At 39.0% G+C, this 17,774-nt stretch carries 11 protein-coding genes, 2 rRNA genes and 2 pseudogenes; 12 read left to right on the top strand and 3 right to left on the bottom strand.

Annotated elements, in window-relative coordinates; all coding sequences use genetic code 11:
• Window positions 1-2 precede the first annotated feature (2 nt).
• Both CAO17_RS12115 and rrf read left to right on the top strand, forming a co-directional pair.
• Window positions 3-2,922 (top strand): 23S ribosomal RNA (locus CAO17_RS12115).
• A 65-nt stretch (window positions 2,923-2,987) separates the two neighbouring features.
• Window positions 2,988-3,102: ribosomal RNA gene (gene rrf, locus CAO17_RS12110) — 5S ribosomal RNA — on the top strand.
• A gap of 114 nt (window positions 3,103-3,216) precedes the next feature.
• Here rrf and CAO17_RS21685 read toward each other — a convergent pair.
• Window positions 3,217-3,509 (bottom strand): annotated as a pseudogene (locus tag CAO17_RS21685) (IS3 family transposase); the annotation flags it as partial.
• Between the two features lie 799 nt (window positions 3,510-4,308).
• Here CAO17_RS21685 and CAO17_RS12105 point away from each other — a divergent pair.
• Window positions 4,309-5,175, top strand: coding sequence for a YitT family protein (locus tag CAO17_RS12105; RefSeq protein WP_085993006.1), 867 nt, complete (start codon window positions 4,309-4,311; stop codon window positions 5,173-5,175).
• 388 nt (window positions 5,176-5,563) lie between these two features.
• Here the strand turns inward: CAO17_RS12105 and CAO17_RS12100 are convergent, their stop codons facing one another.
• On the bottom strand, window positions 5,564-6,469 hold the full coding sequence (locus CAO17_RS12100; protein WP_085993005.1) for a LysR family transcriptional regulator: 906 nt from the start codon (window positions 6,467-6,469) through the stop codon (window positions 5,564-5,566).
• 670 nt (window positions 6,470-7,139) lie between these two features.
• Between CAO17_RS12100 and CAO17_RS12095 the strand changes: the two genes are divergently transcribed.
• The 9 genes and pseudogenes from CAO17_RS12095 to CAO17_RS21895 all read left to right on the top strand — a co-directional run bounded on the left by CAO17_RS12095 (window position 7,140) and on the right by CAO17_RS21895 (window position 15,298).
• Window positions 7,140-8,417: an aromatic ring-hydroxylating oxygenase subunit alpha gene (locus tag CAO17_RS12095; protein ID WP_085993004.1), complete on the top strand. Its 1,278-nt coding sequence runs from the start codon at window positions 7,140-7,142 to the stop codon at window positions 8,415-8,417.
• Window positions 8,414-8,893, top strand: a complete 480-nt coding sequence (locus CAO17_RS12090) for an aromatic-ring-hydroxylating dioxygenase subunit beta (protein WP_085993003.1) — start codon at window positions 8,414-8,416, stop codon at window positions 8,891-8,893. The genes CAO17_RS12095 and CAO17_RS12090 overlap by 4 nt, the downstream gene beginning before the upstream one ends.
• A 22-nt stretch (window positions 8,894-8,915) precedes the next feature.
• Entirely contained in the window at window positions 8,916-9,947 is a 1,032-nt protein-coding gene (locus CAO17_RS12085) for an NAD(P)/FAD-dependent oxidoreductase (RefSeq protein WP_085993002.1), read from the top strand.
• A 15-nt stretch (window positions 9,948-9,962) separates the two neighbouring features.
• Complete coding sequence (locus CAO17_RS12080) at window positions 9,963-10,976, top strand: VOC family protein (RefSeq protein ID WP_085993001.1); 1,014 nt, start codon at window positions 9,963-9,965, stop codon at window positions 10,974-10,976.
• A gap of 24 nt (window positions 10,977-11,000) precedes the next feature.
• The gene (locus CAO17_RS12075; protein WP_085993000.1) at window positions 11,001-12,044 is read left to right on the top strand and encodes an amidohydrolase family protein; all 1,044 of its coding nucleotides are present in this window, start codon (window positions 11,001-11,003) and stop codon (window positions 12,042-12,044) included.
• Window positions 12,045-12,083: 39 nt separating this feature from the next.
• On the top strand, window positions 12,084-12,317 hold the full coding sequence (locus tag CAO17_RS12070; RefSeq protein ID WP_085992999.1) for a ferredoxin family protein: 234 nt from the start codon (window positions 12,084-12,086) through the stop codon (window positions 12,315-12,317).
• Window positions 12,318-12,468: 151 nt separating this feature from the next.
• Window positions 12,469-13,923, top strand: coding sequence for a gluconate:H+ symporter (locus CAO17_RS12065; RefSeq protein WP_085992998.1), 1,455 nt, complete (start codon window positions 12,469-12,471; stop codon window positions 13,921-13,923).
• A gap of 364 nt (window positions 13,924-14,287) precedes the next feature.
• A pseudogene (locus CAO17_RS21900) lies at window positions 14,288-14,869 on the top strand (3-hydroxyacyl-CoA dehydrogenase family protein); the annotation flags it as partial.
• A complete protein-coding gene (locus tag CAO17_RS21895) occupies window positions 14,843-15,298 on the top strand; it encodes a 3-hydroxyacyl-CoA dehydrogenase family protein (protein WP_281252962.1) in 456 nt (151 codons plus the stop codon). The pseudogene CAO17_RS21900 and the gene CAO17_RS21895, both read left to right, overlap by 27 nt.
• A 155-nt stretch (window positions 15,299-15,453) precedes the next feature.
• Here the strand turns inward: CAO17_RS21895 and CAO17_RS12055 are convergent, their stop codons facing one another.
• Window positions 15,454-17,259 (bottom strand): S8 family serine peptidase, encoded by a 1,806-nt coding sequence (locus CAO17_RS12055; RefSeq protein ID WP_085992996.1) that lies wholly within the window; start codon window positions 17,257-17,259, stop codon window positions 15,454-15,456.
• Window positions 17,260-17,774: the final 515 nt, after the last annotated feature.

Below are 17,774 nucleotides of genomic sequence, written 5' to 3'. Positions count from 1 at the left end.
TTAGTTAAGTGAATAAGGGCGCACGGTGGATGCCTTGGCACTAGGAGCTGATGAAGGACGGGACTAACACCGATATGCTTCGGGGAGCTGTAAGTAAGCTTTGATCCGGAGATTTCCGAATGGGGAAACCCACTGTTCGTAATGGAACAGGACTTGTGTCTGAATACATAGGGCACAAGAGGCATACCTGGGGAACTGAAACATCTCAGTACCCAGAGGAAGAGAAAGCAAATGCGATTTCCCAAGTAGCGGCGAGCGAAACGGAAACAGCCCAAACCAGAGAGCTTGCTCTCTGGGGTTGTAGGACACTCCACATGGAGTTACAAAGGAATTCTTTAGACGAATCCATCTGGAAAGATGAGCCAAAGAGGGTAACAGCCCTGTAGTCAAAAGAGAATTCTCTCCGGAGTGTATCCTGAGTACGGCGGAACACGTGGAATTCCGTCGGAATCCGGGAGGACCATCTCCCAAGGCTAAATACTCCCTAGTGACCGATAGTGAACCAGTACCGTGAGGGAAAGGTGAAAAGTACCCCGGAAGGGGAGTGAAAGAGTACCTGAAACCGTGTGCCTACAAGTAGTCGAAGCGCATTTACGCGTGACGGCGTACCTTTTGTAGAATGGACCGGCGAGTTACGATCGTATGCAAGGTTAAGTGGAAGACACGAAGCCGCAGCGAAAGCGAGTCTAAACAGGGCGAATGAGTATGCGGTCGTAGACCCGAAACCGTGTGATCTACCCATGTCCAGGGTGAAGGTCAGGTAACACTGACAGGAGGCCCGAACCCACGTATGTTGAAAAATGCGGGGATGAGGTGTGGGTAGGGGTGAAATGCCAATCGAACACGGAGATAGCTGGTTCTCTCCGAAATAGCTTTAGGGCTAGCCTCAAGGAAAGAGTACTGGAGGTAGAGCACTGATTGGACTAGGGGCCCTCATCGGGTTACCGAATTCAGTCAAACTCCGAATGCCAGCTACTTAGACTTGGGAGTCAGACTATGGGTGATAAGGTTCATAGTCGAAAGGGAAACAGCCCAGACCACCAGCTAAGGTCCCAAAGTATACGTTAAGTGGAAAAGGATGTGGAGTTGCTTAGACAACCAGGATGTTGGCTTAGAAGCAGCCATCATTTAAAGAGTGCGTAATAGCTCACTGGTCGAGTGACTCTGCGCCGAAAATGTACCGGGGCTAAACGTATCACCGAAGCTGTGGATTGTCTTTTAGACAATGGTAGGAGAGCGTTCTAAGTGCTGTGAAGTCAGACCGTGAGGACTGGTGGAGCGCTTAGAAGTGAGAATGCCGGTATGAGTAGCGAAAAAAGAGTGAGAATCTCTTTCACCGAATGCCTAAGGTTTCCTGAGGAAGGCTCGTCCTCTCAGGGTTAGTCGGGACCTAAGCCGAGGCCGAAAGGCGTAGGCGATGGACAACAGGCAGATATTCCTGTACCACCTCGTGATCGTTATGAGTGATGGGGGGACGCAGTAGGATAAGGAATGCGCACCGATGGACGTGTGCGCCCAAGCAGTGAGAAAGTCAGATAGGCAAATCCGTCTGGCCATTTCAAGCTGTGATGGGGAGGCAACTATAGCCGAAGTTCCGGATTTCACACTGCCGAGAAAAGCCTCTAGCCAGATCACAGGTGCCCGTACCGCAAACCGACACAGGTAGGCGAGGAGAGAATCCTAAGGTGAGCGGGAGAACTCTCGTTAAGGAACTCGGCAAAATGACCCCGTAACTTAGGGAGAAGGGGTGCTCTATAGAGATAGAGCCGCAGTGAATAGGCCCAAGCGACTGTTTAGCAAAAACACAGGTCTCTGCGAAGCCGAAAGGCGAAGTATAGGGGCTGACACCTGCCCGGTGCTGGAAGGTTAAGGGGAAGAGTTAGGACCTTTGGTCCGAAGCTTAGAACCGAAGCCCCAGTAAACGGCGGCCGTAACTATAACGGTCCTAAGGTAGCGAAATTCCTTGTCGGGTAAGTTCCGACCCGCACGAAAGGTGCAACGACTTGGGCACTGTCTCAACGAGAGACCCGGTGAAATTATACTATGCGTGAAGATGCGCATTACCCGCGACAGGACGGAAAGACCCCGTGGAGCTTTACTGTAGCCTGATATTGAATGTCTGTGCAGCTTGTACAGGATAGGTGGGAGCCTCAGAAGCGTGAGCGCCAGCTTACGTGGAGGCATCCGTGGGATACCACCCTGGCTGTATGGACCTTCTAACCCAGGACCGTGATCCGGTTCGGAGACAGTGTCAGGCGGGCAGTTTGACTGGGGCGGTCGCCTCCCAAAAGGTAACGGAGGCGCCCAAAGGTTCCCTCAGAATGGTTGGAAATCATTCGCAGAGTGTAAAGGCAGAAGGGAGCTTGACTGCGAGACCTACAAGTCGAGCAGGGACGAAAGTCGGGCTTAGTGATCCGGTGGTTCCGCATGGAAGGGCCATCGCTCAACGGATAAAAGCTACCCCGGGGATAACAGGCTTATCTCCCCCAAGAGTTCACATCGACGGGGAGGTTTGGCACCTCGATGTCGGCTCATCGCATCCTGGGGCTGTAGTCGGTCCCAAGGGTTGGGCTGTTCGCCCATTAAAGCGGTACGCGAGCTGGGTTCAGAACGTCGTGAGACAGTTCGGTCCCTATCCGTCGTGGGCGCCGGAAGTTTGAGAGGAGCTGTCCTTAGTACGAGAGGACCGGGATGGACATACCGCTGGTGTACCAGTTGTTCCGCCAGGAGCATAGCTGGGTAGCTACGTATGGTAAGGATAAGTGCTGAAAGCATCTAAGCATGAAGCCCCCCTCAAGATGAGACTTCCCATCACTTCTAAGTGAGTAAGATCCCTCAGGGACTATGAGGTAGATAGGTTCGAGGTGGAAGCGTGGTGACACGTGGAGCTGACGAATACTAATCGATCGAGGACTTAACTAACTTCTTAGAGGATGTCAGTGATTAACTCTTATTTAGTTTTGAAGGTGCAAACCTAAAAATATATGTCTAGTGACAATGGCGGAGAGGTCACACCTGTTCCCATGCCGAACACAGTAGTTAAGCTCTCCTGCGCCGATGGTAGTTGGGGTTAACCCCTGCGAGAGTAGGACGTTGCTAGGCAAAAAAACAAGATACTCTTTTATTGTGAAATGTACCCTTTGTCAAGGACATTATAAAAAAAGAGTAGACAGTATCCAAAAGATGATTCCTGTATTGTACAGGAATCATCTTTTTTTAATCCCATTGATATCTATAGTTATTGTAATAAATCATGTATTGCTTAATTTCGTTAGCTCTTTCAAATTTTCACATTGCTTTATATTAGCTTCATCTATAAAATGGCCAAAGAATGATTCTTGAGGGGCATTATCCCAACAGTTTCCACGTCGTGACATAGATTATCCTAATTTATATTTCTTTAATAGTACTTGGAAGTCTGGGCTAGTGTAGTGTGCTCCCTGGTCGGAATGTATAAATGCGTCTTTTGCTAATTTCACTCTTGAATTTTTCTTTAACTTTCTGATTGTGATCTGGATACCCCAGCTATGTCGCATAAGTAGCTAACCTTATTCTTTCACTTATACTTTTCTATGATTCTCGTATTAGTATAAACCTTTGAGATGCTGCTAATTTTATTTCTTCTTCCGCAACCCCCTCTCCATCATTTCGAGCTTTTTTAACAGCTTATTCCAGTATCTTGTAGTGTAATCACACCATTTTTTCTATACGCAGCACGCCATCTTTTACCTGCCGATTTAATCATCTCTATATCAAAGCATTTTATGGAGTAAAGGTATACCATATTTGTGGTGCATTTTTATCAGAATTTGATATATGTTACGATTTTGGTTATCCAGCCACTAAAAATAATAAAGAAATCAATCAATTATTAGTAAAATCAGCAGACCCAAAAAATCAAATTGTAAAAGTGGAACCAAATATGGGGGCAGTAAGACGGTGCAAATGTTCTAGCATCTGCAGTACTAAATGATTGCGAACTATATTCTTGAAGTTAGATAATGACCTAAGATGGATTAGATAGCTAGTAAAGAAATAATCTAAGGAACCCTATATACATTGTTCTACATGGTTTATTAATATTAGAACGCTATATGTACTCCACAAACAATTTTTACTAATATTGTATGAATTATTGATTATAGTTTTAAAACGAACCAAAATATAAGGTGATTCTTCCTGTCCTATGGGGAAGGATGGGATTGAATCACTTTTTTTGATTTGTATAGAGCCTATAGTACCGAGTTATGGTAAACTTAATTAGCTTAATTAGGTAAATTGGTAAGCTTAAAGTGAGGATTAGATATTATGAAGAAAAATACAAAACCGAATAAACTAATGATGATTTTAAGGGGAATAATGATTATTATTGGTGGCTTTATCGCAGCCTATGGACTAGAATCGGTATTAATTCCAAATAATGTATCAGATGGGGGAGTGACAGGACTTAGTATTGTTGGGTCACAACTTTTTGAACTACCATTAGGTGTTTTAATCGTTGCTCTTAATATTCCTTTTATTTGGTTAGGATACCAACAGATTGGTAAGAGTTTTGCCATTTATTCGATACTCGGGATAGCTTCATTAGCTATTAGTACAAGTCTTATGCACCATATTCCGATGATTGTTGAAGAAGATACTTTATTGGTAACTGTGGTCGGTGGTATAATTCTCGGGATTGGAATGGGGTTAGCACTAAGAAATGGTGGTGCATTAGATGGGATTGACATGCTAGCCGTATTACTTTCACGGAAATTTCCGTTTGGGACAAGCGATTTAATTCTATTCTTAAATTTATTTGTATTTATTTTTGTTTCAATGGTATTCGGTCTTCGCGGAGCGTTTCTTTCCGCAATTGCTTATTTTATTGCATCTAAAGTGATTAACATCGTTGAAGAAGGGTTAAGTGGTTCAAAAACCTATAAAATTATCACTAGTGAACCTGATTTAATGGTGGATACTATACGTGACCGTCTTGGGCGTACAGCAACGTTTAATGATGTATATGGTGGTTATTCCAATGATAAATTTAAAGAAATTACTTGTGTTATTAATCGTTTAGAAGAAAGTAAAATAAAGGAAATTATCCGTGAAATCGATGAATCCGCCTTTCTTACGGTGTACGACGTAGCGGAAGTAAAGGGCGGCAATTTCAGAAAACGCAATATACATTAGATATAATCCTAGTAAATAAATATGAAAGTACTCGATAAATCACCTTTTGATTTTGGAAAAGGTGATTTTTACTTTTGCTTGGATGAATCTTGAATTTAAAAATATAAAGCTTTTTACTTACTTAAGATGGACGATTTAGGCATGTTTCTTTTAAATATGTTTGACCATTACTCAATTTATTCAATATATCTGGCATAGAATTATCGATAGGTATAAAGGCTTTCTATAGGTAAAGAAATTGAAGGAGTAAAAAAAGACTGGGACAAAAGTATTTTTTCGACGTAAAACCATGAACATGATTGATGCGAACAGTCTACGGAAAATATACTCCACTAGACAGTGCATGGTTTGTCTTTGGGTTAAATACTTCGTTATGTCCCAACCTTTTTTAATTTGCCTCGGTATACGGAGAACCGTTCCCATTATATTTATGATCTATGATAGAATAAATAACTTTCTTCACTACATCTTTTACTTGAGAGGTTTTTCGATATTGTACATAGACCTTATTTGGTATGTTGGAAATTTCGGTGATTTTCCTAATTTCTATTTTTGAACAATAGCTTTTGTCTATTCCTAACTCTGGAAGGATCCCAATACCTATTTCACCTGCAACGGCTTGTAGCAACATTTCATTGTTTTCAACATCAATACGTGTGATTTTATTTACTTTTAAAAGCCGTTGATCGATTTGCTTCCATAATTGAGACTGACGTCTAAAACTAATGATGGTTTCCTCATTTAAGTCTTCTAACGTAAGAATTTCTTCTTTACACAAATGATGGTTATTTGGAAGCACGGTTACTAAATTATTGTCAAAAAGGTATTCGGAAACAATATCATGTTGATTAGAAGTAACCTCTCTTGTAAAAATTAAATCTATTTCCCCTGCTAAGCATCGTTCATTTAAATGGTCTGAATCAAAGCCTTCCACTACTTGAATATCGATTCCACCAATTGATTTAATGGTTTTTAACAACTCTACTATAAAAGAAGAAGCGTAACCTGGAGAGAAACCTACTTTAATAAGTGGATCTTTTAACATATTTGAAATTTCTTTGGACTGTTGCATATACATTAGGATATTTTTGGCATAATCCATAAACATATTACCTTCTTTAGTTAAAAGTATATCATGTCCAATTCTTGTGAAAAGCTCACAATTTAAGATCTCTTCTAATGCTTTTATTCGTGAAGTTATAGTTGGTTGGGTGACATTGAGGATGACTGCTGCCTTGGAGTAGCTCTTAAATTTCGCGATTGTGAGAAAGGTTTCTAATTGATTTTCGTTCATTTTTTTTCCCCCTGAAATCTCATGTTCTAATATCTAGATTAGGAAAGCGTTTCCAATAATTGATATAATAGTTTATCTAAATTTTAGGTTAAAAAAAGCCTATCTGTCAACCCAGTTGGTGGAAAAGTAGTAATTTATTGTATTTTATAAATTATTTTTTAGATTATATACCGAATTATAAAAATAATTAATTGGTTTCTGAAAAGTCAATCTTATATACTAAGTAGTAACGAAACAATCAATTTAAATACAATTTTCTAAATAGTGTCCTTAAAGGGGGGATTATTAAAAGTAATTATTATAGAACATTAGAATAAGCCAAATGGCAGGTTAACCATTGCATGAAACGTTAGAGGTAATAGCGTTAAGCTTTCTGTTGCCAACGTGTTAAATAGTGGTATGAATAAAGAACATACCTTTCAACCTCTTGACAAATTGCAAGCGTTAACAAGGGAAAGGATTAGTTATTTAGGATTTTCGAAAGCAAATGGTGGAACACATCTTAGATAAAAGGGGATAGATTAATATTTTAATAAAGTAGTGGAGATGGGAGTTATTCTACCATTCGAAAACAGACTTTCAAAATCACTTAATTACCTCAAGAATTTCATAAATGTAAGCGGGCAGATGATGACTTGCTGTAAAAAATCATGAAAGGTGAGTGTAACAGATGAGAGAAATCATTCGTGATAATAAGGATAAACATGAATTTCTTGTGCACCGTAGTGTGTTTTCAGACAAAGAGATTCTAGCTAGAGAAAGAGCTGAAATCTTTAATAAATGCTGGTTGTTTATTGGGCATGAAACAGAAATCCCTGAATTAGGGGATTACAAACGAAAGAAAGTTGGCGGACGAAATCTATTATTAGTACGAAGCCAGGATGGAGAAATTCGTGCACTTTATAATACGTGTCCACATCGTGGTGCGCTTGTTTGCCGAGAAAATGAAGGTAATTCTAGAGTTTTCCGCTGTTTCTATCATGCATGGAGCTTTAAAAATGATGGGGAATTAGTGGGGATGCCAGGGAAAGATGGCTTTCCAGAATGCTTCAATGACGATGGTGCGAAAAATATGAAAGCGGTTAAAAGAATCGACAGCTATCGAGGATTTATTTTTGTTAATTTTGACGATAATGCTATTTCTTTAGATGAATACCTAGGAAACGCGAAAGAATATATTGACCTTGTGGCTGATCAGTCAGAAGCAGGGATGGAAGTATTAGGCGGTGTTCAACAATATAGTGTTCGCGCTAATTGGAAGTTACTAGCAGAGAACAGTGTCGATTTATACCATGGAATGCCAACACATAAAACGTACTTTGATATTAAACAGGAACAAGATCCAGATCTTAAACGTGTCAAGTTAGAAGGTAAAGGAATTGATTTAGGAAACGGCCATGCTGTTATGGAATATGTAGCACCATGGGGAAGACCAATCGCTCAGTGGACACCTATCTGGAGTGAAGATTTGAAGAAAGATATGGAGGAAATAAAAGCCAATCTTGTTGAACGATTTGGTGAGGAACGGGCAGACCGTATAGCTAATTATAACCGTAATATTTTGATTTTCCCGAACCTAGTAATTAACGATATCATGGCTATTACTGCAAGAACGTTCTATCCTACATCTCCAGGTTATATGGAAGTTAGTGGTTATTCTTTAGCTCCTAAGGGAGAAAACGAGGAACATAGAATGGCTCGAAACAATAACTTCCTAGAATTCTTAGGCCCAGGTGGTTTTGCAACGCCGGACGATAATGAAGCATTGGAATTATGTCAAGAAGCATATACCAATAATCAAGAAGTGGAATGGAATGATATATCCAAAGGGATGGTTCGTGGGGAAGGAAACTCACTTGCAACCGATGAATTGCAAATGAGAAGCTTCTGGAGACAGTATAACAAAATCTTACAAGAATCCTTTAATAAGGAGGTTGTTGGACAGTGAGTGTAACACGACAAGATGTAGTTGATTTTCTTTATACGGAAGCGAAATTATTAGATGAATGGAAGCTGAATGAATGGGCTGAATTATTCACAGATGATGGGACGTACATGGTTCCTCCTATTGGTGAACCTGATGCAAGTCCAACGAAATCCATTTTCTATATTCATGATAGTAGAAGCCGATTGAAAGAACGGGCGGAAAGACTACTGAAAAAAGAAGCACATGTGGAGTATCCGCATTCTACTACGGTACGAAATCTCCACAATATTCTTGTTAGTAATTTAGATTCAGAAATTATTCAGGTGGAGTGCAACTTTACAACATATCGTACGAAACGGGAAGTTTTAGATAGTTTTGTCGGTAAACAAAAATATGAAATTGTAAATCAAGATGGGGCACTGGCAATCAAAAGTAAAAAGACTATCTTACACTTAGATAGTCTAAGACCCCAAGGGAAAATTAGCTTGATTTTATAAGTTTCCATATAGGTGGTGGATTATGAGTAACGAAGAAAAAGTATACGATATTACCATTATCGGTGGTGGCCCAGTTGGTATGTTTACAGCATTTTATGCGGGAATGCGCCAAGCAAGTGTGAAAATCATTGAGAGTATTCCAGAGTTGGGTGGCCAACTAGCAGCCGTTTATCCAGATAAATATGTGTATGATGTAGCGGGTTTTCCTAAGATTAAAGCATTGGATTTAGTGAACCAATTAAAGGAACAAATGAATCAATTTGAAAATGAAGTTTGTTTGAATGAAGAAGTACAACAAGTCATCAAAGATGAAGATATTTTTACCATCGAAACAAATCGTGGGATCCATTATTCGAAAACAATTATTATTACAGCAGGAAATGGAGCTTTTAAACCAAGGACGATGAAATTGGAAAACGAGGCACAATTTGAAGGGAAAAATCTCCATTATCAAATTAAGGATTTACAAGATTTTAAAGGTAAAAATGTTGCTATCTTCGGTGGTGGAGACTCTGCAGTAGATTGGGCTTTAATGTTAGAAGGAATTGCGGCCAATGTAAGTATTGTGCATCGTAGGGATCGCTTTAGAGCACACGAACATAGTGTGAATCAATTAAAGGAATCATCTGTTAATATTTTAACACCTTACGTACCAAAAGAGTTGATAGGTGAATCGAAAATCGAATCCATTCAACTAAAACAAACCAAGGGTGATGAGGTTATTAATCTAGAAGCTGATGATTATATCGTCAATTATGGCTTTGTTTCTAATTTAGGCCCAATAAATAACTGGGGATTAGAAATTGAAAATAATTCTATTGTTGTGAATTCCAAAGCTGAAACGAATATTCCAGGAATTTATGCTGTTGGGGATATTTCTACTTATCCTGGAAAGGTGAAATTAATGGCGACTGGCTTTGGAGAAGCCCCAGTTGCAGTCAGTAATGCGAAGGTTTACATGAACCCGAAAGAATCACTGCATGGTGCTCATAGTACATCGATTATGAGTAGAAGAGAAAAGGAAAAAAAGAAAAAAGAGGCAATTACCAATTAAGAGGAGGAAAAAGTGATGTCAAAAGTTCAAGAAAATATTCTAAGTTTAAGTGAGGAATCTGCACAAGTAAGGTTAGAGAATTTATTACGTACGGTGGCACATCTTGGCCATGTTGAAATTAGTGTAAATAATTTTGAAAAATCTGTATGGTTTTTTACCGAAGTATTGGGTCTTGTTTTAACAGAAACAGACGGGGATAGAGCTTACTTAAGAGCTTGGCAAGATTTTGATCATCATACCCTTGTATTAAAAGCGTCTAATGAATCAGAGGTTAACCGTATTGGTTGGCGAGTTAGCTCTAAGGAGTCACTTCAATTATTTGAAAAACAATTAAAAGAAATGAACATTGACTTTAATTGGGTAGAAGGCGGACAGAAAAAAGCACTAGGAGATGCGCTTCATTTTAAATCGCCATCAGGTATTCCTATTGAATTGTATTGGGAAAAAGAGAAATTTATCACAAATGATCCAGCGTTAACATCTAAATTACCAAGTCATCCAAGTAAATATCAAATGAGAGGGGTTTCTCCACGCCGTTTTGACCATGTCAATATTATGGTGAACGATGTGAAAAAAGAACAAGAGTGGTGGACTGATTTACTTGGCATTCATCATCGTTACTTTATCAAAAACAAAGAAGACGTTTTAGGTTCATGGTTAAGTAGAACGAATATCGCTCATGAAATAGCATTTATGAGAAATTCCAATCAAAACGGTGCATTATTCCATCACCTAGCATATTATCTTGATACTGGGGACGAATTGATCCGTGCGGCGAATATCATGGCAGAAAATGATATGAAGATTGAGTGGGGTCCTGGTAAACACGGTACGAGTGGTGCACAGTTTATCTATGTGTTCGAGCCATCTGGTCATCGTGTAGAAATTTGGACTGGTGGATTATTAATGTTTTCACCTGATTGGAAAGCAATCGAATGGGAGCCAGAAACAGGTCAACTTGGTCTAGAAATGTGGGGTAGTACGCCTCCAGAAACGTACTTTACTTATGGCGCGAAAATTGGAGAATAGTACGGAAGATAGGAGAGTTATTCCATGAAACACACTTTAAGAGTAGATTTTCATACGCATATAATCTCAGAGGATTTTCTGAATCTAGCAAAAAAATATAATGATGATCGTTGGCCCGTATTAGAACATACTTGTGATTGTGGAGCCAAAATAATGATTAAGGGAAAGAATTTTAGGGATATCACGAATCAAACATGGGATATAGAAGAGCGTTTGAAGGATATGGATAAAGAGGGGATTGATATCCAAGTTCTTTCTCCTATTCCCGTAACATTTAGTTACTGGGCTGAACCCGAACAAGGATTGGAAATGGCAAGATTCCAAAATGATTTCATTGCATCGATTGTAAAGGAATGTCCGGAACGATTTATTGGTTTAGGTACTGTGCCATTACAAAACGTGGATTTAGCTATCGAAGAAATGAAAAGAGCTGTTGATGAATTAGGATTAAAAGGTTTGGAAATTGGAAGTAATATAAATGGTAAAAATCTAGATGATGAATCATTGGATCGCTTTTTCCAAGCAGCAAATGACCTAGAGGTTCCACTCTTTGTTCATCCATGGGCAACACTTGGAAGAGAAAGGATGCCACGTCATAACTTTATGTATATGGTAGGCATGCCGTCTGAAACGGCTTTAGCTGCTGGAAGTATTATGATGAGTGGAATGTTAGATAAATATCCTAACTTGAAATTATGCTTTGCTCATGGTGGAGGTTCCCTTCCTTATCTATTACCAAGAATGGATAAAGGATGGAATGTATGGCCGCACATCAGAAAGACCGAGCACCCTCCTAGTCATTATGCGAAGAAATTATATTATGATTCATTGGTTTATGATGAAAATAACTTACAATTTATGATTGATAGATTCGGTGTGGATCATATTATTGCTGGATCAGATTACCCGTTTTTACTTCGTGAAGCTCCGTCTGGAAAAGTTGTCGATAAAGTAGAGAAGCTAAGTGATGAAGAAAAGGCGAAGATTCATGGTAAAAATGCAATAGAGTTTTTAAATCTGAATATAGAAGATTATGTACAACGAGAAATGGAGCGAACGGTGAAATAGCTTCCATAGATTCTACATTAGACAGAAGGAGAGGATTAGATGGCATTCGTCATACTAGAAGCATGTGGAAATGAAAAGGCTGCAGAATGTACACAAATTTGCCCAGTGGATTGCATTGAACAAGGGGAAGATCAATACTATATTGATCCAAATCTATGTATTGATTGTGGTGCTTGTGTAGCAGCTTGCCCAGTAGAGGCCATTGTAGATGAACATGACTTGACGGAAGAACAAGAAGAACAACTAGAGAAGGCCGAGGCTTTTTTCGGCTGAATATAGTCCTATAGTATATTGAGTAGAAATAAATGTAGTCCCCGTTGCATTTCTTAATGTAGCGGGGAATTTGTTTCAGAGGTAAGCAGGTATAATTAGAGTTTTTATGTTAGGGATGGTGGATAGTTATATATAAAGGGGGGAAATGGACATGCCACTATTGATGGTTGCACTAGGAGTTATTCTATTAATTGTTTTAATCACCGGATTCAAAGTAAATGCATTCATATCGTTGATTATTGTGTCGTTTGTTGTGGCACTGACATTAGGGATGCCACTAGGAGAAATCGCTAATTCTGTCGAAACAGGATTAGGTGGCACCTTAGGACATATTGCGTTAATCTTGGGTTTCGGAGCGATGATTGGTCGTTTGATTGCCGATGCGGGTGGAGCCTATCGTATTTCCATGACATTGATTGATAAATTTGGAAAAAGAAATGTTCAATGGGCCGTTGCCGTTGCTTCTTTTATTGTTGGAATTTCCTTGTTCTGGGATGTAGCCTTCATTCTATTAATTCCAATCGTCTATATGATTTCTAAGGAATTAAAAATCTCCATTACACACTTTGGTCTTACGATGGCAGGAGCTTTAGTTGTTGCTCATAGCTTTTTACCACCTCACCCAGGAATTACTGCCGTTACGGAAGAGTATGGGGCAGATATAGCGATGGTATTAGTGTATGGTATCATTATTGCCATTCCAACTATTATTATTGCTGGAGTTTGGTTTCCTAAAATAAACAGAAGGTGGATACCTAGTGCTTTTGAAAAGACAGGAAATAAGGAAGCGTTAGGAGAGCAAAAACAATGGAAACTGGAGGAAACACCTGGATTTGGTGTTAGTGTCTTAACAGCTATATTTCCGATTCTATTGATGTCTGCTTCAGCTTTTTTAGATATCTTTCAAAAAAAGCTTGGATTTGCAGATAATCTATTAATTGAAATGATACGTTTTGTTGGAGACGCTCCAATAGCTTTGTTATTTTCACTACTATTAGCTTTGTATACGATGGGAATTTCAAGGAAAATCCCAATGAAAGAATTAATGAATTCTGCTGGAGCATCCATCAACGCAATTGGGTTGTTAATATTAATTACCGGTGGCGGTGGTGCATTTAAACAGGTCATTATTGATGGCGGTGTTGGAGATTATATTGCTGGTCTGTTTGCTGATGTCTCTATTTCCCCAATCTTACTATCTTGGATTATTGCCGTAATATTACGTATTAGTTTAGGTTCAGGAACTGTTGCTGCTTTATCAACTGCAGGATTAGTTCTTCCCATGCTAAGTTCTTATCCTGATGCAAACTTAGCTCTAGTCGCTCTAGCAACTGGAGCCGGAACAGCCTTTGCATCACATGTGAATGATCCAGGCTTCTGGATGGTAAAAGAGTTTTTTGGTTTATCCATGAAAGAAACATTTGCCACTTATACCATACTTTCATCAGTAGCATCTATTGTTGGAATTATTCTCGTCCTATTAATGGATGCATCTGTCCTACTAGCTGGAGTTGCGATAGCTGCTATTATTGGCGCTGCAGTTATTATTCATATAAATGAAGGGCTTAGAAATAACAAGAAGCCTATTAAAAAAGTAAGTGCTTAATCTACTTTGTTTCTTTTTTGCAAAGGGTTGTTGCCTTATTGTGTAAGATAGATATGATCGAAGTAACTTACGAGAGAACATTGGTTCAGTGGTATGTTGATTTCCGCTCGCTGGACAGTCGTTTTCTGGTATTAATTTTTTATAGAATTGAAATACCAGTAAAGCGTTTGTGTATCGAAACAGCGGAGGAAATACACGAAGACTCCTGCGGGATGAAAAGCCTAGGTGAGACTCCGGAGAGCGTTAGCTCGGAGGAGGCTCATCAGTGCACGCGGAAAGCGTAGTGTATTTCCGTAGCGATTATAGAGCACTCTTAATTTAATCATTAAATTGTACTGCACATCACTCTTCTACTACGTCAAAAAGGCAACAAACGACACGATTAATAAAAATTACGAAATGGGGGACGAAAATGAAGAATATTACAGTACTTGGAGCAGGTGTTATGGGACATGGTGCTGCTCAATTATTTGCACAAGCAGGAAAGAATGTACGCATAAGAGCTAGACGTGAATCTTCTCTTGAAAAAGCAAGAGAGCTTATTACAAACAGCTTGAAGATTATGGTTGAAAAAGAAATGCTGACAGAAAGTGAGCTAGAGCAAACATTAAATCGAATCACTTATACAACAGATTTGCATGAAGCGATAGAAGGTACAGATTTTATTCTAGAATCTATTCCCGAAGTGCTTGAGACAAAATTAGAAACCTATGAAATTATTGAAAGCGTTGTATCTGAAAAAACGATTATATCATCGAATACTTCCACATTTCCACTGGAAGAATTAACAAAACAAGCGAAGCACCCAGAAAGGTTTATAATTACTCACTTCTTTAATCCACCACAACTTGTACCAATTGTGGAGATTGTTAAATTCGACAAAACAAGTGAAGATATCGTCCAATCAACGTATGATGTTATGAAAGAAATCGGAAAATCCCCAGTTGTTCTAAAAAAGGAGATAACAGGTTTTATCGTCAATCGTGTCCAAGTAGCTATGCTTCGCGAAGCATTCCACCTTATGGAGCAGGGGGTAGCTACGGCAGAAGATATTGATATCGCTATGAAGGGTAGCATGGGCTTTAAGTGGGCATTTTGTGGTCCAATGGAAAGTCAAGATTTAGCCGGTTTACAAACGACAAAAGCGATGGTAGGAAACATTATGCAAGATTTATCGAATACAAGAGAAGTTCCGTCCTTCTTAAAAGAAATGGTGGAAAAGGATGAGCTTGGTATTCGAACGAATGAAGGTTTTTATAAATATGATGACTATGGTGAAAATGCAATCCACACTCGTGACGATCATTTCCTAGATCTTCTAAAGTTAATGCAAGAAAAAGCAAACAAAGAAAATGGATTAATAAATTCTAAATAGTTGATAGTTTCGGGACGGTTCCTAATGCTTTGTTGTAGCATTTGGAACCGATCCTAGTATCTATTTTAGACATGTCGGTCACGTACAAAAGGGTGATTTTCCGTTAAGAAGTGAAAAAAACGCCTATATGAAACCGCCTATATGAATAATCTTTTTTATGCTATATCTTGTAGAACCTTTTTTAAGTTTTTCAATGAGAACTGAATCATTTTTTCATATAAATCTAATATGGATTCCCCGTATTGGTCATCAGAAACTGCCCACATTCCATTTAAGTCAACCCAAGTGGGAGCAGATCCTCTTGTAACTAGGTCGAAGTGGGGATCAATCAGTTCGTATTTATCTGGTAGGGGCTCCTTGGTTGCATAGGCATATAGATGTTGTATATGTGCGAGGACACCTTGAGCTGGTGTCTTAAAACTTGTACCTGGATTTTCAGGCCCAGTTGCACCTAAGCCACAGAAATTATTTTGTTCCGGTTGCACCACACCAGTAAATCTTAAAAAGTCTGTTTCATGCATAGCTTGGGAAAAAGCAATGTCTCCTCTGATACCATAATATTCTCCAAAGGTTAAATAGTAGTTTGCTATTTCAATGGCTTCGGAATTTATACTTTTCACGTATTGGTTCATTAGATTAGGTGATAGGAACGTTTCTCCTAAAATAGAATGCCCAGTTTCGAATTCGGTATTGTCCTGTTTAGCACTTTTGATAGCATCAAGAGACCCTTTTCCTTGGATGTGTGGGTCGAGACCAAGATTTTCCGCGTTTTCAAGTAGTTGTCTTTTGACCTCATCGGGTGTTAAGTTCTTATTTAATTCTAGTAATTGAGCACACACACCTGCACAAATTGGTGTAGCCATGGAGGTTCCGGACATGGTGGTGTAGTGTTGATTTATTCGCTTACTTCTAGAGGTTAAATCCAAATAGGAATAAGGGGACCTAAGTGATACAATGTCCACACCCGGGGCAAGAATATCTGGTTTCGTACGTCTGTCTGGTGTTGGACCCCGACTGGAAAAGTCTGCAACCCCATCATCCGAACGATTAGAAGTTTGTTTATCATCCAAAGCCCCAACCGTGATTACTTTCTCACTAATGCCTGGGGAAGCAATGGTTCCTTTTACCGGCCCTTCATTACCTGCAGCGACACATACGACCATGCCTTCTTTCCATGCTTCATTAACAGCCTCAACCATGGGATCATCTGTAGCTGATATGGCAGTTCCGCCCAATGATAAGGATAGAATTCGAATATTATATTTCTCTTTATTTTCGACACACCAATCTATTCCTGCAAGGATATTAGATAAAGCCCCTGCTCCCATCCAATTGAGAACTTTAACACCTACAATATTGGCTTTTGGAGCGGGTCCCGCATATTTTCCGTTAGATAAATATCCGTTCCCAGCTGCATCTCCAGCACAGTGAGTACCATGACCATTATCATCATAAGGACTTATTCTATCATTGACGAAATCCTTAAATCCAATCACTCTTTTGGTCGGCTGCATTAGGTCAGCACTTGGATATACCCCCGTATCAATTATCGCAATCGTAACATCTTCACCAGTCGCATTCTTTTCTTTTTGAAGTTCAGTTGCTCTTGTGGTATTACTTGCTGTGTCAAGCAATGCATTATATTCGCGGTCCAGGTAGACTTTTTCTATATCTTCACAGTTGGTACATAGATCGTCAAGGGCTTCAGCAGTTAACTTTCCACTTTGTAAAAAAAGACGAGGAAGTGATCTTTTTATCTCGCAGTGACTGTGGTTATTATTAATTTTATTTAATGTTTCCGTTCCATTTTCAAAACAAGTATCATCTTTTTTAAATTTCACTAGTACAGGAAAGGCGTTGGATTTTGCTCCTTGGCTTTTGGAGGCTTTACGTAATTCTCTCCGCAAAAATTCATCAATCAAAGGAGATTGTGAAAGTTTACTGGCAGAATCATCAAACATTAAAATTTGCCCCTTTCATTTATCATTTACTTACATGTTATGAAAGGTGAATGAATACTGTAGGGGCATTTATTAAGAAACTAGAAAAAATAGGAAGGATTTAAGTAGAATTACTTAGGAATTTACATCTATCACCTAATTAAATTTCAAGAATAACCGGGAAGTGCATTCACCAAAAACGTATAAATACCAAAGAAAGGCGGTTCATTCAATTGCTTTCTATCCGAAGAGGCATCTTATATTACTGGTGATGATATTGACATCAATGGTGGATCACACATGGATAAATCTAAAAAGATCTTAATGATTTGTACAGTAAAACTTTAAGGTAACCTTTATTTTTTGACTTTCTATGTTTCGTTTTTAATTATATAATTAATTTACTGAAATAATCATAGAGAGAAGTGAATCATGATACACTTGCTCACACCTGGAGAAGAAATAGTACAAATAGACAGTACTTCAGGTGGCTTAATTATTGTCGTTTCCCATGCTATAACACGACAAAGCAATTT

The organism is Oceanobacillus senegalensis, from assembly GCF_900176885.1.
Taxonomy (GTDB): domain Bacteria; phylum Bacillota; class Bacilli; order Bacillales; family Amphibacillaceae; genus Oceanobacillus; species Oceanobacillus senegalensis.
The sequence above is the reverse complement of the archived record's forward strand: the minus strand, read 5'-3'. Positions and strand labels throughout refer to the sequence as shown.

Bases quoted from the DNA above. Each gene is read 5' to 3' on its own strand.
- CAO17_RS12095 (WP_085993004.1), top strand. From the start codon at position 7,140: ATGAGAGAAATCATTCGTGATAATAAGGATAAACATGAATTTCTTGTG.
- CAO17_RS12070 (WP_085992999.1), top strand. From the start codon at position 12,084: ATGGCATTCGTCATACTAGAAGCATGTGGAAATGAAAAGGCTGCAGAA.
- CAO17_RS21895 (WP_281252962.1), top strand. From the start codon at position 14,843: ATGAAAGAAATCGGAAAATCCCCAGTTGTTCTAAAAAAGGAGATAACA.
- CAO17_RS12080 (WP_085993001.1), top strand. From the start codon at position 9,963: ATGTCAAAAGTTCAAGAAAATATTCTAAGTTTAAGTGAGGAATCTGCA.
- CAO17_RS12085 (WP_085993002.1), top strand. From the start codon at position 8,916: ATGAGTAACGAAGAAAAAGTATACGATATTACCATTATCGGTGGTGGC.
- CAO17_RS12065 (WP_085992998.1), top strand. From the start codon at position 12,469: ATGCCACTATTGATGGTTGCACTAGGAGTTATTCTATTAATTGTTTTA.
- CAO17_RS12105 (WP_085993006.1), top strand. From the start codon at position 4,309: ATGAAGAAAAATACAAAACCGAATAAACTAATGATGATTTTAAGGGGA.
- CAO17_RS12075 (WP_085993000.1), top strand. From the start codon at position 11,001: ATGAAACACACTTTAAGAGTAGATTTTCATACGCATATAATCTCAGAG.
- CAO17_RS12100 (WP_085993005.1), bottom strand. From the start codon at position 6,469: ATGAACGAAAATCAATTAGAAACCTTTCTCACAATCGCGAAATTTAAG.
- CAO17_RS12055 (WP_085992996.1), bottom strand. From the start codon at position 17,259: ATGTTTGATGATTCTGCCAGTAAACTTTCACAATCTCCTTTGATTGAT.